Genomic DNA, 18,199 nt, shown 5'->3' on the forward strand with positions numbered 1-18,199 from the left:
GCCGCCCCGACTGATCGTCGGGGCGGCCGGTTGCGCGGGTCCGCTCAGCGCGGGTCGTGCGCAGGTCCGCTCAGCGCGGGTCGTGCGCAGGTCCGCTCAGCGCGGGTCGTGCGCAGGTCCGCTCGGTGCTGATCCGCTCAGCGGAAGCAGTGTGCGATCGGCGCCTGGCTGCCCTCGCAGTTGGTCGGCTCGTTCTCGACGACCACGCTCTCATCGTCGATCTTGACCTGGGCGTGCGAGGCGAAGATGCCACCGGGCTTCACCGTCGACGCGTTGTGGGTGACCTTGCTGGTGTAGATGGCCACCGAACCCGCCGTCGCGTAGATGCCGCCCCCCTTGGAGGCGGCGCCGACGGCCTCGTTGCGGGTCACGTCGCTGCCGCGTACCAGCAGGTTCGCCTTCTCGGCGTAGATGCCGGCGCCGAGGCCGTGGGTGGTGTTGCCCTCGACCACGCTGTCGTCGAGTGGCGTCAGGCCCTTCACGGTCGAGATGCCGCCACCGTTGACGGTGGACGTGTTGCCGCGGATGGTCATCGTGCGCATCACCAGCACCGCGTCGGAGTTCGCGGCACCGCCGCCGACCTGCGCGGTGTTGTTCAGCAGTTCGGTGTCGGAGACCTTGGTCCGGGCCGAGAAGCTGGCCAGCCCACCGCCCTGGCTGGCGCTGTTCTGGGTGAACGAGACGCTCTCCACGTCGGCCGCGCCACGGTAGTTGCCGAGCCCGCCGCCGTACCCGTTGGCGCTGTTGCGGTGGAACTCGGATCGCTTCAGCGTCAGCACGCCACCGTTGAGCAGGCCCCCGCCCTTGCCCGCGGCGCCGGATGCGCTGTTGCCGATGAAGGTGGAGTCGGTGACCACCATGTTGCCGTCGTTGAAGATGCCTCCGCCGCCGCCCTCGGGAGACAGCGAGGTGCTCTGGGTGACGGTGACCCGCTCCACCACCGCTGTCGCACCGTGCACCACGTGCACGCTGCCTCCCTCGATGGCCGAGCGGCCGTTGTGCAGTTCCACGTCGCGCAGGGTCAGCTCGCCGCCGTCGCGGACGGTGAAGAACCGGAACGCGGCGGCCTGGGCGTCCCGGGCGATGGTGGCTCCGGCGCCGTCGATCGTGATGGGCTGGTAGATCACCGGCAGGCCGGCGGTGTCGTCGGCCGGGTTGTGCGGCGGCGCCTCGGCGTCACCGGGGGTCTCCGCGGCGTCGGCCGCTTCCCGTGCGTCGCGGATTCCACCGTCGTACTGGTCGGTCTCGTGGAACGCCTCGGTGAGGGTGTAGCGGCACTTGGGCGCGAGCCGGAGTTCCGCGCCGCCCTCGGCGTTGGCCGTCACCAGCGCCGCCACCAGCTTCGCGGCGTCGCAGGGCACCGACACCACACCGCGCTTGCCGGTGCCCGGGGTGGCCGGACGGCCCCGCTCGGCACCGTCCTTGTCGCGCCCCTCCCCACGCTGGTCGTCGGCCCGGCGGTCGTCGTCGCTTCCGGCCGTCGCGCTCAGTCGGCCCAGACCGGGGAGGGAGAGGGCGCGGTCCGCGGCGGCGGCCACGCCGGCAACGCCGGCCGCTCCCACGACCAGGCTCCCCGCCAGGAAGCCGCTGGCGAGGAACCATCGGGACCGCCGTCTGGGTCGGGTCGCGCGGTCTCCTCCTGGGTACGTGGACATCAAGAATGCCTACCTTCCTGCCTGCCTACCGTGACCGCGCGCCGATCCGGGCGCGGGGCGCTCGACGTACCGTCGACCACCAGACGTCACGATAAGTCCGCAATACGGACAAGAAGGTGTGAACGTGAATAGTGCCCTTATTCATCTTTGGAACCCACCAAAAGGGCAGCCGGTCACCCGCCGACGTGGATGCCCGGCCGACGCAGCGGGTCCCGCTCGGTCCGACGGATGATCTCCCGTACCACCGGCGGGGTGTCTCCACGGCCGAGGATGAGATAGCGCGCCAGGTGCGCGATCGGGCTCCCCTCCGACCACTCGAAGTGCGCGTGCGGACGTACCCCGGTGGCGTCGCGCAGAGCCAGCAGGATCGCGGCGATCGCGTTGGGCGCGGCCGGGCTGCTGGCACGCAGCACACGAAAGCCCCCCACCTCGATCCCGTGCACCTGCAGCACCTGGCTGAACCCCGACGGGTCGACCACGTCGATCTCCAGGAACAGCACGTCCGCCGCCCCGGGCACCGGGTTCATCCCCCGCTGCGCCCGTTCCTTGACCGTGTACTCCTTCACCGAGCCCTGCTGCCGCTTGTTCGCGATCAGGTGCAGCTGCCCGTCGTGGGCAAGCGACTCGGTGATGAACCGACGGGCCGGCTCGTCGAACTCGATCCGCTCGGCACGCAACTCGGTGGTCCGGGTGACCCGGGAGACCAGCGAGACCACGATGATGCCGAGGATGAACAGCGCGGAGATGGTGATCCCGTCCGGCTGCTCGACGACGTTCTCCAGCAGCGCGTACAGCAGCACCAGGGTCAGCACCGTGAAGCCGATCGCGGCAGCGCGCTGGTGCCGTCGGGCCGCCGAGATCGTCACCGCCACCGCGCCGGAGACCATCATCGCCAGGATGCCGGTGGCGTACGCCCCGGCCTGGGCGTTGACGTCGGCCCGGAAGGCGATGGTGATGGCCACGCTGACCACCGTGTAGACGATCACCACCGGGCGCACCGCCCGCGCCCATTCCGGCGCCATGCCGTACGAGGGCAGGTAGCGCGGCACGATGTTGATCAGCCCGGCCATCGCCGAGGCGCCGGCGAACCAGAGGATGAGCACGCTGCTCACGTCGTAGACGGTGCCGAACACCTCCCCCAGGTAGGTGTGGGCCAGGAACGCCAGCGCCCGCCCGTTCGCGGCGCCACCGGGGCGGAACTCCTCCTCCGGGATGAGCGCCGTGGTCACGAAGGTCGTCGAGATCAGGTACACCGACATGATCAGGGCGGCGGTGGTGAGCAGCCGACGGGTGTTGCGGATCCGGGCGGCGAGTCGGGCCTGCTTGTCCGGACCGTCGGCCGAGATCAGGGGCATCATGCTGACCCCGGTCTCGAAACCGGACAGCCCCAGCACCAGCAGCGGGAACGCCAGCACGGCGGTGAGCAGCACACCGCCGGGCCCGCCACCGGTCTCGGTCAACGCGGCGGTCCAGTCCGACACGATGTTCGGGTCGCCGACGATCCGGACCACCGCGACCACGACGATCACCGCGTTGAGCACCAGGAAGACCGCGACCAGCGGGATGGCGACAACCACCGCCTCGCGGAACCCGAGCAGGAACACCCCGCCGAGGATGAGCAGCAACGCGACGGTCACGACGACCGGCACCAGAGGGCCGTGCAGGGCGTCGGGCAGGTACGGGTTCTCCAGCAGGTGCACTGTGGCGTCGGCCGAGGAAAGGGTGATCGTGATGATCCAGGAGGTGGCCACGAAGCCCAGCAGCACCAGGACGAAGATCTTGCCCCGCCAGAACGGCAGCAGCCGTTCCAGCATCGCCACCGACCCCTGGCCGTGCGGGCTCTCGTGGGCCACCCGCCGGTACATCGGCAGCATGCCGAACAGGGTGAGCGCGACGATCAGGAGGGTCGCCAGCGGGGAGAGCGCGCCGGCCGCCACCGCCGCGATGCCCGGCAGGTACGACAGGGTGGAGAAGTAGTCCACGCCGGTCAGGCACATCACCTGCCACCAGGCGTGCCTGCGCTCCTGCCCCTCGGTCGCCTCCGGGCCGGGTGGCTGCACCTGATGCTGGAAGAGCCACCGGCGCAGTCGGCTCGCCGGCGGCCCCGAACGGACCGGCGTGGGCACGCGTTCGGGCACCACGACGCCGTGCCGACCGCTCCGGTGCGGGCGGGCCGGGTCGCGGGCCGCCCGCAGCGCCGGGTCCGGCCCGTTCGGCGTGTGCCGGCGTCCGCTCCAGCGTCGTGGCTTCGCCCGGTGCTCGTCACCCATCGTCCGTCCCACCCTCACAGGTCCTGATCCGACGGTAGGCGGTGGCCGGGGGCCCGGCCTGCGGAAACGGGGACGTGGCCAGCCTGCTCAGGACAGATCCGGGACGGCGAGCAGCCGGGCCAGCGCCGGCGGGTCGGTGACGGTCATCGTGGCCGCCGGGTGCCGTGGGCGACCGCCGGGTACCAGGGCCGGCACCGGTTCACCGAAGCGCAGACAGATCCCGCCGGCCGTGCTGGTGCCGAAGCTCGCGCCCCCGTCGGCCAACGACAGGTGCGGCCCGATCACCCGCCACCAGCGGTACGGGCCGCTCAACTCGACTGCGGTCACGTTGTCCCGGCGGGTCCGTAGCCGCCACGGCCCGTACCGGATCGTCAGATCCCGGTCGGTCACGGCCACCCAGGCGGTCGCCGGGCGGACCCCCAGCAGCGCCAGCACCGGGCGGAACGCCGGATCGAAGCGGAACGGAAACCGCGTCGCGGCCTCGGTCATCGCGCACCGGGCCGGGCGGTGGGCCGCGACACCGGGCCACCCGGCCGCAGGGGCCCGGGCCGCGCCGGCCGGGGTCGGGCGGCGGGACGGTGCCGGGCCAGGACGGTCATGGCGCGGGCGTACCCGTTGCGCGCCCGCCGACACCACCTAATCTCGCACCGTCGCCGCCCTCCCCCACCGCCGGCCGGCACCCCCCGGGCCGGCCGACGGTGGCAGACGGTCGACACCCCCCGGGCCGGCCGGCTGTTCTCCCCGAGGGCCGACCGAACGTCGGGCGACCACGCGGGGTGGGTGGAGCTGGTGGGACGCACCCCCGCGCTCCGCCGCCCCCCACGGGGCGGAGCGCGGGGGCCCCCCGTCCCGACTACTGCAGGAACGCCCCGAGGGGCGAGAGCAGCAGCCGGCCGAGCGCCGCGGCGTTGTCGTCCAACCGCATGCGCTCACACTCGCGGGCGTCCGGGTCGTGCCGGCACCGCCAGATCTTCTGCGCGTTACGCCAGGCGACATCGCGGGTGTACTCGACCAGTTCCCCCTGGTACCAGTCGTCGATGTCGCCGTTGAGCATGTCGATGAGCAGCTGCCACCGCTCCAGATAGCCGCGGCGCAGGCCGGGGATCTTGTCCGCGAAGATCTTGTTGATCTCCAGGTAGTCGTGGTGCTGGTCGCTGCCATCGACCGGCTCCGACTCCAGGTGGTCGAACGTGGTCACCAGGGCGAACGGCAGGTCGAAGTTGATGTGCGCGTTCACCCCGGCCGCCGCCGAGGGCAACGGGCGGGCGTCCGGCCCACGCATCCGCTCGAAGAGACACGACCACGCCTTCGGCGTGCCCGGGCTGGAGTCGGTCCAGAGCCGCATCGCGTCGAAATACCGCGCCGCGAACTCGACGTCGAGCCGGGAGAGGAACGCCGGGTCGACGAAGCGGTCGTCGTACAGCCCGTCCAGCACACTGCTGGTGATGGTCAGGTAGAGCCTGTTGAAGTCGGCCAGTGGGCAGCTGGCCTCCAACGGAGGCAGCCGCACCAGCAGGTCCTGAAGCTTGGTGAGGTGATCGACCACGGCCGGCACGTCCGCGGGATGGTCGGCCAGCAGGTCGACGATGTCCCGGTGCACGGGCCCCCAGACCGGTTCGGTCATCTCTCCTCCATCGTGGTCGGCGGCATCCCCCGTGCCGTCGTCGACGCGGCCCAGCCTCTCAGCCGACACCCGTGCGCCGGATCAGTAGAACGACGTATCCCGGCGCGCGCACCGGCCTACGTACGGCCGGGGGCGATCAGCCCCGGTGGTTGCGCAGCTGGATCGCGCTGGCCTGGACCCGGGTGCGGACCTGGAGCTTGTCGAAGATGTGCGACACGTGCACCCCGATGGTCCGCTCGCTGATGAACAGCCGCTGACCGATCTCCTTGTTGGTCAGCCCCTCGGCGACCAGCGCGAGCACTTCCCGCTCCCGTGCGGTGAGCGCGGCCAACTCGTCGTCGGACTCCTCGGTGGGCGCCCCGCGGGTGGCGCCGTTGGGCTCCCGCTGCTCCAGCGACACCCGGGCCCGCCCGGCCAGCTCGCGGATCTCCGAGGTCAACGGCACCGCGCCCAGCCCCTGCGCCACGTGGTACGCCTCACGCAACAGCTTGCCGGCGGTGGCCACCCGGCTGCGACGAGCCAGCAGCGCCTCGGCCTGCCGCAGCCGGGAGTACGCCGCCGGATAGGGGTGATTACGTCGGTCCCACTCGGCGGCCGACACGGCCCACAGCTCCGGGTCGCTGCCGTCGAGGCGGCTCACCTCGGCAGCGCAGAGCGCCAGGAAGCCCTCCACCACCGAGCGCACCGGTCGGGCCGCGCCGGCGCTCTTGCGGGCCACCCGGTCGGCGACGTCCCGCAACCGGCGTACGGCGGTCGGGTCCACGTCCACGGTGCGGCTGGCGTGCGCCTCCGCCTCGGCGCGCAGCCCGTGCCAGACCAGGGCGGACAGGATCATCACGTCGTCGGAGCGACTCTCGGTGAGGCCGCGCTGGACCGCCAGCCGCGCCACGTCGTGCCGGCCCTCCCACATGGCCAGCCCGGACCGCAGGGTGAGCAGCGGGATGACGTGGCGCGCCCCACCGCCGGCGAGCAGGGTCGCCACCGCGTCGAGGTCCCGACCGGCGGCCTCGATGTCCCCGTAGCCCACCGAGAGCCGGCACCGGGCGAGCAGCAACTCGACGGCGTCCGCGCCGGAGGGTCGGTGCCGCAGGGCCGCGGCGACCACCTTCTCCGCCTCGGCCCACTGGCCCACCCGGAACAGCCCGTTGATGGCGATGGCCAGCAGCCGGGTGCCCCAGGTGCGGCCCAGCCCCAGCTCGGCCACCCGCTCGGCGCCGCGCCGCGCCACCACCACGCCCTCTTCGAGGATGTTCAGCGGGCCGGTCAGCAGCTCCGCCAGGTGCAGGTAGGCGCAGGCCACGTCCTCGGGTTGGCCGGCGCGCTCGGCGGTGTCGAGGGCGTCGCGCATGACCGCCAGGCCTGCGTCGGGGTCTTCGAGACAGGCGTCGCTGAAGCCCAGCGCCGAGCTGGCCAGCACGACCTCGGTGGCGGAGCCCTCCACGTTCTCGGCCAGCGCCAGCGCCTCGCGTGCCCGCTCGCCGGCGTCGGCGTAGCGGCCCAGGTGCAGCAGCAGCTCGGCCAGGCGCGCGGCCGCGGCGGCGCGGTCGCGCGGCGAACAGTCCGCCGCCTTCAGCGCCCGCTGGTATTCCTCCTCGGCCAGCGCCGAGCGGCCGGCGGCGGCCAGGTAACGGGCCCGACGGATGTGCAGCGCGCAGCTCGGCTCGCCGCCCCGCAACGCGGCCAACTCCTCCAGCAGGGCCAACGCGCGGGCGTGCTCCCCGCAGTGGTGGGCGGCCTCGGCGGCGTTCTCCAGCAGCTCGACGCGGTCCACCGTCCGCGGGCCCGGGTCGGCGGCCAGTTGCAGCGCCGCCGACCAGTGCCGGTGCGCCTCGGCGTAACCGTGCAGCCGCTCGGCCTCCTGTGCGGCGGCCACCGCCGCCGGCAACGCGCGCGCCGGCTCACCGGCCAGCCGCCAGTGGTGTGCCAGTCGCGCCTGGTGCAGCTCACCTGGCGCGGCGGTCAGCGCCTCGGCGTAGCGGCGGTGCAACCCGGAACGCTCGGCCGGCAGCAACTCGTGCGCCAGCACCTCGGCGACGAGGCGGTGCCGCAGGCGGTAGCCGTCGTCGGCGCCGACCAGCAGCCGGTGTGCCACAGCGGCGCGGGCCGCGTCGATCAGCTCGTCCTCCGGCAGGCGCAGCACCTGGGCCAGCAGCCAGTGCTGCACCGGCTCGACACCGGCGGCCACCGCGTGCACCACCGCGTGCGCGTGCTGGGGCAGCGCGTCGACCCGGTCGAGGAAGATCTCCCGCAGCGTCTCGGACAGACCGTCGCGGCCGTCGCGCAGGTCGCGGGCCAGCTCCTCGATGACGAACGGGTTGCCGCCGCTGCGCTGCCACACCTGCTCGGCCGCCTCGGCGGACAGCGTCCGGCCGACCACGGCGGCGGCGAGCTCCTCGGTGTCGGCCCGGCCCAGCGGCGCCAGGTCGAGCACCCGCACCGTGCGCAGCCGGCGCAGCTCGGTCAGCACCCGGCGCAGCGGGTGCGCGCCCTGCAACGACTCGGCGCGCACCGCCGCCAGCACCGAGAGCTGGAGGTCACCGAGCCCGGCCAACAGATAGAGCAGCAGCTGCCGGGTGCTGCGGTCGACCCACTGCAGGTCGTCGAGGATCAGCACCAGCGGTCGGCCCTCGGCGATCAGGTGCAGCCCGCGCGAGACCCGCTCCAGCAGCGCTCCCGCGCCATCCGGGCCGGCGGTCTCGTCGGCGAACATCTGCAACAGCCCCCGCACCGCCGAGGAGGTGCGGGCACGCGTGGACAGGTCGGCGTCGAAGCGCCGCAGCGCCTGCAACAGCGGGTGCAGAGGCGACGCGTCGCCGATGTCCAGACAACTGCCGGTGAGCACCACGGCGCCCTGCTCACGCAGCCGGTCGCCGATCTCGCCCAGCAGCCGGGTCTTGCCCACACCGCTCTCGCCGGTCAGGAAGACGGCGGCGGTCTGCCCGTGCGCGCCGTCACCGAGCAACGCGGACCGAACCGTCTGCACCAGCTCGGCCCGACCCACGAGCGGTGCGGTGTCCACATCGCTGGCCATGGCACGCAGCCTAATCACAGGGCCCCTCACCGTTCTACGGCCACACGTCGCTTGTGGTACTCCTCGCGTCGACTTTGCGACTAAAGGTTGCGGGTGGCCGACATACGTCGTTCGGCAGATCCCCCGTGAGCCCAGGAGTGCCAATCTCCGGGGGCCATCAGGCATGAGCGGGGAGAAGGGCCGGTGCGATACCCATGACCACCATCATCGTCGACGCGCAGCGGACCTCGACCCCGCACTGGCCGGTGCCCCAGGAGAGACGCACAGTCACTGTGCTCTTCGCGGACATCGTCGGCTCCACCGCGTTGGTGGACCGACTCGACCCGGAGGACGTCCGCGCGCTGCAACGGGCCTACTTCGACACCGTGGCCGGTGTGCTGCACCGCTGGCAGGGGGTGGTGGAGAAGTACGTCGGCGACGCGGTGATGGCGCTCTTCGGCGCCCGGCACTCGGACGGCTTCGACGCGTACCGGGCGGTGCGAGCCGGGCTTGAGATCCAGGCCGCGCTGGACCGCCGCCCGATGGTCGGCGACAGCAGACTGCGGGTCCGCGTCGGTGTCGCCACCGGCGAGGTCGTGGTCGACCTGGGCAGTGCCGTCAGTGGTGGGCACGGCGTGGCCAGCGGCGCGGTGATCACCACCGCAGCCCGCCTGCAGGAGTACGCGCCACCCGGCGCCGTCGCGCTCTGCGCGGCCACCGCCCGGGCCACCGCCGGCCTGATCACCCAGCGTCAGCTGACACCGGTGTCGGTCGCCGGCCGGGTGCCGCCGATGCCGGTCTGGCACGCCGTCGGTCCGGTCCGTCCGGGCACCGACCGGCACGACGGCCCACTGATCGGTCGCCGCCGCGAGCTGGCCACGATCCGCGACCAGTTGAGCCGGGCCATCCGCGAGCAGGACCCGCGCTGGATCTCCCTGGTCGGCCCCACCGGCAGTGGGCGAAGCCGGCTGCTGCACGAGTTGACCCGTGGGCTGACCACGGTGGACGGGATGCCGGTGCGCTGGTGTGTGGCGACCTGCCAGCCGTACCCCGATCAGGTCATGGCGCCGGCCGCCGAACTGCTCCGCGGCCTCGCCGGGGTGCGGCACGGCGACGGCCCGGCGGTGGTCCACGACCGGTTGGTGGCTGCCCTGGCGTCGCTGTTTCCGCCGGAGCGCGTCGCGGCGGCGATCCCGACCCTGCAGCGGTTCCTGACCACCCCGGACGGCTCCTCGGCGGCGCTGGCGGGGGCAGCGATCTGCCGGGACGTCCTGCTGCGTCTGGCCGCGCACCAGCCGCTGATCGTCGCCGTGGACGACGTGGACCGGGCGGCGCCGGCGATGAGCCGTTTCCTGCACGCGCTGTTCAGCACGGCGACGGCGCGCGGGTTGCCACTGGCCCTGATCACCCTGCACCAGCCGCAGTGGGCCGACACCCGGCCCAGCCCGGCCCGACGGGTGACGATCGGGCCGCTGGCCACGGTGCAGTCCGGGCGGCTGCTGCGCCACCTGCTCACTCGCGCCGGGCAACCGGTGACCCTCGCCGACCGGCTGCTGCACCTGGTGGGGGGCCGACCCGGGCACGCGGCGGCGTACGTGCGGTCGATCATGGACGGTGCCGACCGGATGACACTCCCGCTGCCCGAGGCGGTCCGCCGGGCCGTCTGCGCGGAGCTGGACCACCTCGACGGTGAACGGCGGGCGGTGCTGATGGCCGCTGCCACCATCGGCGGTGTGATCTCCGGCGGTGCCGTCGACCGGGCCCTCGGTTGGGCGTCCGGCCGGTCCGCGCCGGCCCTACGAGGGTTGGTCGCGGCCGGGCTGCTGCTCCCCCGGCGTGCCGACGGGTACGCGTTCGTCGCGCCCGCGCTGCGCCAGGTCGCCGCCGAACGCTTGCCCCGCGCGTTGCGGGCCGTCTTCGGCCGACGGGCCGCCGAAGCGCCGCCCCTCGACACCGTCCGCCCAGACGCCGCCCTTCCCCGTGACCACGCCGCGGCCGACCGTGCTGGGTCCGGCCGTGCTGCGGCCGAGCGGGCTGGGTCCGACCGCGCTGGGTCCGATCGGGCTGGGTCCGATCGGGCTGCCGTCAGCGGCTCGGGCGTGCGGCGCGCCGAGGTCGTGCCCCTCGACATCGTTCGGGCCCGGGACGGCCGCCTCGACGTCGTCCTCGCGGTGCCGCCCTCCGGCGTCACCGACCCGCTGCGCCGAGGCCTCCCCAGCTCGACAATGGCCACCTCACCGACCGCGCCGACGGGCGGAGCCAACCGATCGTTGGGCTTCCGCCGGCTCCGCGCCGTTGCGTCGGCTGGCGACGTGCCTCCGACCCGAGCGTCCGCGACACCGAACAACGCGGGCGGTCACTGGCCTGCGGCCCCCGACCGGTCCCCGGCAACGATCCGCGCGGTGCCTGCCGTGCCCGGGCCGGCCGGACGCACGGCGGCTGCCGGTGCCGGGGCTCCGCCGGACGTGGTGCGCACCGGACCGCGCCCGCCGTTGATCCGCTGGCCGACCGGCCTCGCCGCCTCCGCCTGAGGGACCGGCGTCGTTGACGTTGGCAGCTGAGCAACTCGACACGCCGAGCACCCGTCTGCTGAGCTGCCACTGATCGGCACGACCGTCCCGAGCAGGTCTCGGGAGCGAGTCAGGACGGACGCCCGCCGAACTGCCAGCGGTGCACCTCGACGTCGGCGTACCGGTCCACGGTCAGGATGGCGCGCGCCGCGTCCGGGGTGGGTGCGCGGAGAAGCGCGGCGGTGCCGAGCCAGGTCTCGCCGTCGTCGGACAGCAGCGGGCCGTACGCGATCAGCTCGTCCGGGTCGGGCGGCACGGCCAGGTCGACGGCCGGCCCCGCGCCGAGGCCGAGCACCAGGTACCGGTCACCGCCCGTCCGACCACCGGGGAAGTCCCACATCGTGCGGCCCAGCGTGTTGCGCCATCGGCGCAGCAGCACATCCCGGTACACGCCGGCCTGGTAGTTCGGCTCGTCGAAGGCGAACGCCCGCGCCGCGGCCGGATCGGGCACGTCGACGATGTGCACGCTGCCGGTGGCCGTGTCGCCGGACAGTGTCGGGCCGCGGGCGACCATCTCCGCCGCGTACCGGTCCATGTAGGTCCAGTGCTCGGCCAGCAACTCGTCGCGCAACGCGGCCGAGTCGGGCCGGTCGCGGTGGTAGCACAGGAACTCCATGCCGCACATTGTCGACGCCGTGCCCGATCCACTGCCGGCCGGGCGCAGGCGAGTCGTCCTACGGCACGGACGCCGAGGCCAGCAGCGCCGCGGTGGGGAGCGCGAGCAGGCCGTCCGGGTCGCGGTAGGGGGCGGTCAGCTCGTCGTACGCGGCACGGATCCGCACGATCATGGCCGCCGGTTGGGTCTCCATCAGCAGGCCCGGCCTGCTTATGCCGTTGGCGGGGCCGCTCCACCACGCCTCGGGGTCGGTGCGATGCGCCCAGGTGATCGTGTCGCAGCGCACGTCGACGAGGCCGGCGGCGTCGAGCAACCCGGCGAACCCCTCGGGGGTACGGGGAAAGTCCCTCTCGGCGTCCACCCTCGGCACCGACGTCGGACGGTCGACCCCGGCGGCGTTGAAAACCTCGCCCCAGAGGCTCTGCGCCTCGGGCGGCGGGGCGGGCCAGATCGTCACCGCGATCCGACCGGCCGGCCGGCCGACCCGTCGGAGCTCACCGATCGCGGCCAGCGGGTCACCCACGTGATTGATCACGAAGTTCGCCACGGCCGCGTCGAAGGACCCGGAGGAGAACGGCAGGCAGGGCAGCGCGGCGAGGCAGACCTCCTCGGCGGACGGGACGCGGCTGCGTGCCAACTCCACCATGCTGGGCTCGGCGTCGACGGCCACGACCCTGGCACCGCGAGCGCTCGCCAACCTGGCCACCGTCCCGGAGCCGGTGCCGGCGTCCAGCACGCGGGTGCCCGCGCCGACGTTCGCGGCGTCCAACAGCGACGGGGCGGGATGGGCACAGAGCGCGGCGAGGCTGCGGTCGTACGCCGCCGCGCGCCCCGCCCAGCGCGACCGCTCATGATCGTCGAACGCCGTCGTCGTCATCGCCACACCCCGCTCAAGGATCTTGATGTGGCGCCACGATATCGAACAGGGTGCGTCCGGGGCGGCGCGCTCGCACAACCCGCAGGGAACGGCTCAGGGCCTCATCGCTGCGGAGGAATGGCGGCCCTGTCGCCCGCCGAGATCGTCGTCTCGGCGTCGGCGTCGGGCTTGGGGCGAACCCCTCCCCCGACGCTGACGCGGGACGGCCGCCACCGGACTTTGTGCCCCGTGACGAGGGGATGGGCCTGCGGTGCGCCGGCGCGGATCTGCTGCTGAAGCAGGTGCAGCGTCGGCCACCACTCGGGGTGGCTCTCCACCACCTCGTCGAGGATCGGGCTGTGTCGCAGCATCTCGGCCGGCCAGTGATGCCACGAGTGGGCGAAGTTGAAGGCGGGCAGCAGCGAGGCCATCTGAAGATTGCACTCGAGCACGTCGCCGAGCAGTTCCGCGAAGGTCAACAGCTTCGGCCGCTCCACGTCGTCTGGCGTGCAGGGCTTCCCGTCGAAGAAGTACGGCCGCGCCGACGGGTCCTGGAGCAGACGTTCGTGCCAGGAGCGAATGAGGTTGTTGACCTCGACAAGCGCGGTAGCCGAACCGATGCCGTTGTTGATGCGGCTCTGCCTGGCCACCTCCCGTGTCTGTAGCGCGGAGAAACACAGCGAGACCGCGACCAGCACCAGACCAACGACGCTCAGGACCGTTTCGTTCACGCCGGCACGCCCTTCGATTGCGAGAGTCCGTCTGTCCTCACGCTACGGTGGCGGCACAACCACTGACCGTGGCTGGACCTGACGCTCAGCAGGCGGCCAGGAAGGCCAGCACCCGCGGCCAGGTCGCCGCGGTGGCGTCCGGGGAGTGCTCGGCCAGGCCCGGGTCGGTGAACAGGTGCCCCACCCCGGGGTAGCGGAAGACCGTCAGGTCGGCACCGGCGTCGGTGAGCGCCTGCTGCCACTCGTCGACCTCCTCCGGCGCGTCGTACGGGTCGGGGTCGGCGAGGTGCAGCTGCACCGGCAACCCGGCCCGGACCGCGTCGGGCGCGCCGCCGGTGCCGTGCAGCAGGAGCAGACCCGCGGCGTCGGGGCGCTCGGCCAGCAGCGCCCCGGCCACACCGGCGCCCATCGAGAAGCCGGCGAGCACCGTCTCCGGTGGGAGGTCACGCAGCGCTGCCCGGGCCCGGTCGAGCACCACCTCCTGGCCAATCTTGTCGAGCAGCGCGAAGCCCTCCTCGACGGTGTCGGTGGCCGGCACGCCGTACAGGTCGGGGGTGGTGACCTGATGGCCGGCGGCGCCCAACCGGTCGGCGGCGGCGCGCACGGCGGGTCGCAGGCCGTACACGGAGTGGAACAGCACGACGTGTCGCATCACGTCATCCTGCCGCAGCCGACCGCGCGCCCGGCGCGGCCACGCGGGGCGAGCCTCAGACCAGTGCCGCCAGGCGCGCGACGAGGTCGGTGGGTGGCGGCATCGCGGCGATCTCCTGGCTGACCTGCCCGGCGGCGACGCGCAGGCCGTCGTCGGTGAGCAGCCGGGTCAGCGCCTGCGCGGTGATGTCCCGGGGGCGCAGGGCCAGGCCGGCGCCCCGACGGGCCACCAGCTCGGCGTTGTGCCGCCGGTCCCCCGGGCCCACTGTGGCCAGTTGGGGCAGGCCGGCGGCGAGGGCTCCGAGGGCGCTGCCCGCCCCGCCGTGGTGGACCAGCGCCGCGCTCGCCGGCAGCGCCTCGTCAAGCGGAATCCAGTCGACCAACCGCACGTTCGCGGGCAGCGACCGCGCCGACCGATCGTCCGGGCGGACGAGCACGATCTCGGCGTCCACGTCGGCGGCGGCGGCCACCACGGCGGGCATCGGCCCCCGGTCACCGGGGCCGGTCAGGGTGCTGCGGGTGACCAGGATCCGGGGCCGGTCACCCGGCTCGCGCAGCCAGGCCGGCAGCTCGCCACCGCCGACGTAGGACGCGTAGCGCATCGGCCAACCGCCCTGCACGGCCACGCTGGGCGGGGCCACGGCGAGGGCGGCGACGGGTGGCGGCAGCTCACTCAGGCCGTGCCGGCGCAGCGCGCCGCCGAGTCGGGCCACTGTGGCGCCGACCAGGTCCCGGCCGTCGAACAAGGCGTTCTCCTGGCGTACGGCAGGCACGTCGAGCCGCGCGGCGGCCACCGCGCCGGCCACCGCGAACGGTTCGTGCAGCACCAGATCCGGCCGCCACCGGGTGGCAAGCGCGACCACCGGGTCGGTGAGCTGGTCGTTGAGCGCGCCGAACAGCAGGCCGGCGCCCCGGGTGCCTGCGGTGCCGGCCAGCTCGGCACGCGCGATCAGCGGATGGCGGGGGAAGACCCGCAACGCGATCCGGCCGAAGTCGAAGCCCGGTGCGATGTCGTGCACGGGCAGACCGGCGCCGGCGGCGGCCAGGCCACCGCCCCCGGTGGCCAGCAGCACGTCGTGGCCGGCGTCGCGCAACGCGACGGCGAGCGGCACCAGCGGAAAGACATGCCCGACCAGGGGCGCGGAGACCACCAGCACACGCATGAGCAGGATCCTATGTCGACCACAACACCCGCGAGGCCCTGCGACCGGCCTACCAGCCTGGTGTGTGCCCGGCCGGGCTCACCAGGCGTACGTCTGCGGGGCCTCTCCCGGCCCCGGCCAGATCTGGTCGAGTCGTTCCATGACGTCGTCGTCCAACCGCACGGACAACGCGTCGAGGTCCGCTCGCAGCTCATCGATCGTCGTCGCACCGACGATGGTGGTGGAGAGGACCGGGTTGCGCAGCAGCCAGGCGATGGCGACGGCCGCCGGCTGTGCGCCCAGTTCCCGGCACAACCCCTCGTAGGCCGTGAGCTGGTCGCGGTGCGCCTCGATGCGTTGCCGCGCCGAGGGGTCTGCGCTGCCACCCTGGTCGGCGGCGTCGAGCGCGCCGGCGAGCAGGCCGGCGTGCAGGGGGCTGTACGAGATCAGTCCGATGCCGAGGTGACGCAGGGCGGGGATGAGCTCCTGCTCGACGGCGCGTACGGCAAGGTTGTAGAGGCTCTGCTCGCTGGTCAGGCCGAGGAAATGGCGTGCCGACGCGGCGGCCTGGGCGAGTGCCACGTCCCAGCCGGCGAAGTTGCTGCTGCCGACGTAGGTGATCTTGCCTTCGCGGACGAGCTGCTCCATCGCCTGCCAGATCTCCTCCCACGGCGTGGCCCGGTCGACGTGGTGCATCTGGTACAGGTCGATATGGTCCGTCCGCAGCCGCCGCAGGCTGGCCTCACAGGCGCGGCGGATGTGATAGGCGGACAACCGACGGTCGTTCGGGCCGAGGCCCATCGGCTGGTACACCTTCGTGGCCAGGACGATGTCATCGCGGTGTCCGCTGCGCCGCAGCCACTGGCCGACGGTCTCTTCCGCGATGCCGTAGCCCTTCTTCATCTCCGGTGACTGCGGCCCACCGTAGACGTCGGCGGTGTCGAAGACGTTGATGCCGGCGTCGACAGCGGCGTCCATGACCGCGAAACTGGTCGCCTCGTCCACTGTGTACCCGAAGTTCATGGTCCCGAGGCCGACCCGGCTGACCAGCAGACCTGAGCGGCCCAGGTGTCCGTAGTTCATCGTGTGCACCGGCAAAGGATAGGGCGGCAGGGGTGGTTCAGCCGGCCGCCCGCTGGTCGACGATGCGGCGCATCTTGCCCATCGACCGCTCCACGGCGTCCGGGGCGAGCACGTCGACCGCCACGCTCACACCGATGATGTTCTTCACCAGCTGGACCAGCGTCGCCCCGGCCCGTTCGGCGGCGTCCACCCCAACCCCGGCCCGTCGTTCCACCCGCACGGTCAGCGTGTCCAACCGGCCCTGCCGATCGAGTACGCACTGGAAGTGCGGCGACAGCTGAGGGGTCCGCAGGATCAGCTCCTCGATCTGGGTGGGGAAGATGTTCACCCCGCGCACGATCATCATGTCGTCCGTCCGACCGGTGATCTTCTCGATCCGGCGCATCGGGCGGGCGGTGCCGGGCAGCAGCCGGGTCAGGTCGCGGGTGCGGTAGCGCACGACCGGCATCGCCTCCTTGGTCAGCGAGGTCAGCACCAGCTCACCCCGCTCACCGTCGGGCAGCACGGCCCCGGTGACCGGGTCGATGATCTCGGGGTAGAAGTGGTCCTCCCAGACGTGCAGCCCGTCCTTGGTCTCGACGCACTCGGTGGCCACGCCGGGACCCATCACCTCGGAGAGCCCGTAGATGTCCACCGCGTGGATGTCCAGTCGCTGTTCCATCTCCCGGCGCATGTCCTCGGTCCACGGCTCCGCCCCGAAGATGCCCACCCGCAGCGAGGTGGCGCGGGGGTCGACGCCCTGGCGCTGCATCTCGTCCACGATGGCGAGCATGTAGCTGGGCGTGACCATGATGACTTCGGGTTCGAAGTCGCGGATCAGCATGACCTGACGCTCGGTCATGCCGCCGGAGACCGGGATGACCGTGCAGCCCAGCTCCTCGGCGCCGTAGTGCGCGCCCAGGCCCCCGGTGAAGAGCCCGTAGCCGTACGCGACGTGCACCCGGTCGCCGGGACGGCCGCCGGAGGCGCGGATCGACCGGGCCATCAGTCGCGCCCAGGTGCGCAGGTCATCGCGGGTGTAGCCGACCACCGTCGGTCGGCCGGTGGTGCCGGAGGAGGCGTGCAACCGGGACACCCGCTCCCGGGGACGGCGAACATGCCGAACGGGTAGTTCTCCCGCAGCTCCGCCTTGCCGGTGAACGGGAAGCGGGCCAGGTCGTCGAGGTCCCGGCAGTCGTCGGGGTGCACCCCGGCCGCGTCGAACGCCCGGCGGTAGTGCGGCACGTTGTCGTACGCGTGCCGCAACGACCAGCGCAGCCGTTCGCGTTGCAGGTCACGCAGCTCGTCGATGCCGGCGCGCTCGATCGGCTCCAGCTCCTCCGCACGAGGGGTGCGGTCCTGCATCGCGTGCCTCCTTGGCGCGGCGGTCCCGGTGGGGCTGCGGGTACCGTACGCCGCCGTCGCCCGGTCTGGCGGGGCGGTCAGCGGGCGGCTGGCAGCCGGTGCAGGGCGTCGACCAGCGGGGCCAGCTCGGGGGTCGCCTCGGCTTCGGCGAGCGCTTCGCTGAGCACCCGGTCGTGGGTGGGCCGGGTCTGGCTGAGCAGCTCGGACCCGGCCGGGGTCAGTTCGGTGTAGATGCCGCGTCGGTCGTCGGCGCAGAGGATGCGGGTGAGCAGACCGCGCTGCTCCAGTCGGGTGACCAGGCGGGTGGTGGCGCTGCCGGAGAGCGCGGCGGCGCGGGCGAGCTGGCTCATCCGCATGTGCCAGCCGTGCTGGCGGGAGAGCGCGTCGAGCACCGTGTATTCGACGACGGACAGGTCGTGGCCGGCCTGCAGGGCCCGCTCCAGGGACGTCTCGATCAGCCCGTGCAGGGCGGCGAGGGTGCGCCAGCCCTGCGCGCGGATCTCGACCGCGTCGTCGGCGATGCCCATGCCGGCCCTCCTCGGGTGATCTGACCTGCCCCAGGCTACCACGCTTGCGCCGATATAAAGCGCGTGCAAGTATTTCGTTGCTGACGCGCGTAGTTGCACGCGCCGCACATCTGCCCCCTC

Annotated in this window: 15 protein-coding genes; 1 reads left to right on the plus strand and 14 read right to left on the minus strand. The window is 73.0% G+C overall.

Annotation, left to right across the window (positions count from 1 at the left end):
* Positions 1 to 137: 137 nt before the first annotated feature.
* The 5 genes from GA0070619_RS13430 to GA0070619_RS13450 all read right to left on the minus strand — a co-directional run bounded on the left by GA0070619_RS13430 (position 138) and on the right by GA0070619_RS13450 (position 8,580).
* Complete coding sequence (locus GA0070619_RS13430) at positions 138 to 1,655, minus strand: right-handed parallel beta-helix repeat-containing protein (RefSeq protein ID WP_088948368.1); 1,518 nt, start codon at positions 1,653 to 1,655, stop codon at positions 138 to 140.
* 173 nt (positions 1,656 to 1,828) lie between these two features.
* Positions 1,829 to 3,925, minus strand: coding sequence for an APC family permease (locus GA0070619_RS13435; protein ID WP_088948369.1), 2,097 nt, complete (start codon positions 3,923 to 3,925; stop codon positions 1,829 to 1,831).
* A gap of 87 nt (positions 3,926 to 4,012) precedes the next feature.
* A complete protein-coding gene (locus GA0070619_RS13440) occupies positions 4,013 to 4,414 on the minus strand; it encodes a hypothetical protein (RefSeq protein WP_088948370.1) in 402 nt (133 codons plus the stop codon).
* 364 nt (positions 4,415 to 4,778) lie between these two features.
* Positions 4,779 to 5,549: a DUF5995 family protein gene (locus GA0070619_RS13445; protein WP_088948371.1), complete on the minus strand. Its 771-nt coding sequence runs from the start codon at positions 5,547 to 5,549 to the stop codon at positions 4,779 to 4,781.
* 136 nt (positions 5,550 to 5,685) lie between these two features.
* Positions 5,686 to 8,580, minus strand: a complete 2,895-nt coding sequence (locus GA0070619_RS13450) for a helix-turn-helix transcriptional regulator (protein ID WP_088948372.1) — start codon at positions 8,578 to 8,580, stop codon at positions 5,686 to 5,688.
* 194 nt (positions 8,581 to 8,774) lie between these two features.
* Between GA0070619_RS13450 and GA0070619_RS13455 the strand changes: the two genes are divergently transcribed.
* Positions 8,775 to 11,090: an adenylate/guanylate cyclase domain-containing protein gene (locus tag GA0070619_RS13455; RefSeq protein ID WP_088948373.1), complete on the plus strand. Its 2,316-nt coding sequence runs from the start codon at positions 8,775 to 8,777 to the stop codon at positions 11,088 to 11,090.
* A 109-nt stretch (positions 11,091 to 11,199) separates the two neighbouring features.
* Here GA0070619_RS13455 and GA0070619_RS13460 read toward each other — a convergent pair whose 3' ends face one another.
* The 9 genes from GA0070619_RS13460 to GA0070619_RS13495 form a co-directional block, all read right to left on the minus strand.
* A complete protein-coding gene (locus GA0070619_RS13460) occupies positions 11,200 to 11,745 on the minus strand; it encodes a YciI family protein (protein WP_088948374.1) in 546 nt (181 codons plus the stop codon).
* A 58-nt stretch (positions 11,746 to 11,803) separates the two neighbouring features.
* A complete protein-coding gene (locus GA0070619_RS13465; RefSeq protein ID WP_088951778.1) occupies positions 11,804 to 12,622 on the minus strand; it encodes a class I SAM-dependent methyltransferase in 819 nt (272 codons plus the stop codon).
* 101 nt (positions 12,623 to 12,723) lie between these two features.
* Positions 12,724 to 13,332 (minus strand): hypothetical protein, encoded by a 609-nt coding sequence (locus tag GA0070619_RS13470; protein WP_088948375.1) that lies wholly within the window; start codon positions 13,330 to 13,332, stop codon positions 12,724 to 12,726.
* An 85-nt stretch (positions 13,333 to 13,417) separates the two neighbouring features.
* Positions 13,418 to 13,984 (minus strand): dienelactone hydrolase family protein, encoded by a 567-nt coding sequence (locus GA0070619_RS13475; protein WP_088948376.1) that lies wholly within the window; start codon positions 13,982 to 13,984, stop codon positions 13,418 to 13,420.
* Positions 13,985 to 14,039: 55 nt separating this feature from the next.
* Complete coding sequence (locus GA0070619_RS13480) at positions 14,040 to 15,146, minus strand: nucleotide disphospho-sugar-binding domain-containing protein (RefSeq protein ID WP_088948377.1); 1,107 nt, start codon at positions 15,144 to 15,146, stop codon at positions 14,040 to 14,042.
* Positions 15,147 to 15,224: 78 nt separating this feature from the next.
* Entirely contained in the window at positions 15,225 to 16,208 is a 984-nt protein-coding gene (locus GA0070619_RS13485) for an aldo/keto reductase (protein ID WP_088951779.1), read from the minus strand.
* Positions 16,209 to 16,245: 37 nt separating this feature from the next.
* Positions 16,246 to 17,274 (minus strand): AMP-binding protein, encoded by a 1,029-nt coding sequence (locus GA0070619_RS13490; protein WP_231927405.1) that lies wholly within the window; start codon positions 17,272 to 17,274, stop codon positions 16,246 to 16,248.
* Complete coding sequence (locus GA0070619_RS33460) at positions 17,193 to 17,552, minus strand: hypothetical protein (protein WP_231927406.1); 360 nt, start codon at positions 17,550 to 17,552, stop codon at positions 17,193 to 17,195. Before GA0070619_RS33460 ends, GA0070619_RS13490 begins: the two co-directional genes overlap by 82 nt.
* Before the next feature lie 77 nt (positions 17,553 to 17,629).
* The gene (locus GA0070619_RS13495; protein ID WP_088948378.1) at positions 17,630 to 18,079 is read right to left on the minus strand and encodes a MarR family winged helix-turn-helix transcriptional regulator; all 450 of its coding nucleotides are present in this window, start codon (positions 18,077 to 18,079) and stop codon (positions 17,630 to 17,632) included.
* Between the last annotated feature and the right edge of the window lie 120 nt (positions 18,080 to 18,199).

Source organism: Micromonospora zamorensis, assembly GCF_900090275.1.
In the GTDB taxonomy this organism is placed as follows: domain Bacteria; phylum Actinomycetota; class Actinomycetes; order Mycobacteriales; family Micromonosporaceae; genus Micromonospora; species Micromonospora zamorensis.

Bases quoted from the DNA above. Each gene is read 5' to 3' on its own strand.
- GA0070619_RS13430 (WP_088948368.1), bottom strand. From the start codon at position 1,655: ATGTCCACGTACCCAGGAGGAGACCGCGCGACCCGACCCAGACGGCGG.
- GA0070619_RS13435 (WP_088948369.1), bottom strand. From the start codon at position 3,925: ATGGGTGACGAGCACCGGGCGAAGCCACGACGCTGGAGCGGACGCCGG.
- GA0070619_RS13440 (WP_088948370.1), bottom strand. From the start codon at position 4,414: ATGACCGAGGCCGCGACGCGGTTTCCGTTCCGCTTCGATCCGGCGTTC.
- GA0070619_RS13445 (WP_088948371.1), bottom strand. From the start codon at position 5,549: ATGACCGAACCGGTCTGGGGGCCCGTGCACCGGGACATCGTCGACCTG.
- GA0070619_RS13450 (WP_088948372.1), bottom strand. From the start codon at position 8,580: ATGGCCAGCGATGTGGACACCGCACCGCTCGTGGGTCGGGCCGAGCTG.
- GA0070619_RS13455 (WP_088948373.1), top strand. From the start codon at position 8,775: ATGACCACCATCATCGTCGACGCGCAGCGGACCTCGACCCCGCACTGG.
- GA0070619_RS13460 (WP_088948374.1), bottom strand. From the start codon at position 11,745: ATGGAGTTCCTGTGCTACCACCGCGACCGGCCCGACTCGGCCGCGTTG.
- GA0070619_RS13465 (WP_088951778.1), bottom strand. From the start codon at position 12,622: ATGACGACGACGGCGTTCGACGATCATGAGCGGTCGCGCTGGGCGGGG.
- GA0070619_RS13475 (WP_088948376.1), bottom strand. From the start codon at position 13,984: ATGCGACACGTCGTGCTGTTCCACTCCGTGTACGGCCTGCGACCCGCC.
- GA0070619_RS13480 (WP_088948377.1), bottom strand. From the start codon at position 15,146: ATGCGTGTGCTGGTGGTCTCCGCGCCCCTGGTCGGGCATGTCTTTCCG.
- GA0070619_RS13485 (WP_088951779.1), bottom strand. From the start codon at position 16,208: ATGAACTACGGACACCTGGGCCGCTCAGGTCTGCTGGTCAGCCGGGTC.
- GA0070619_RS33460 (WP_231927406.1), bottom strand. From the start codon at position 17,552: ATGCAGGACCGCACCCCTCGTGCGGAGGAGCTGGAGCCGATCGAGCGC.
- GA0070619_RS13495 (WP_088948378.1), bottom strand. From the start codon at position 18,079: ATGGGCATCGCCGACGACGCGGTCGAGATCCGCGCGCAGGGCTGGCGC.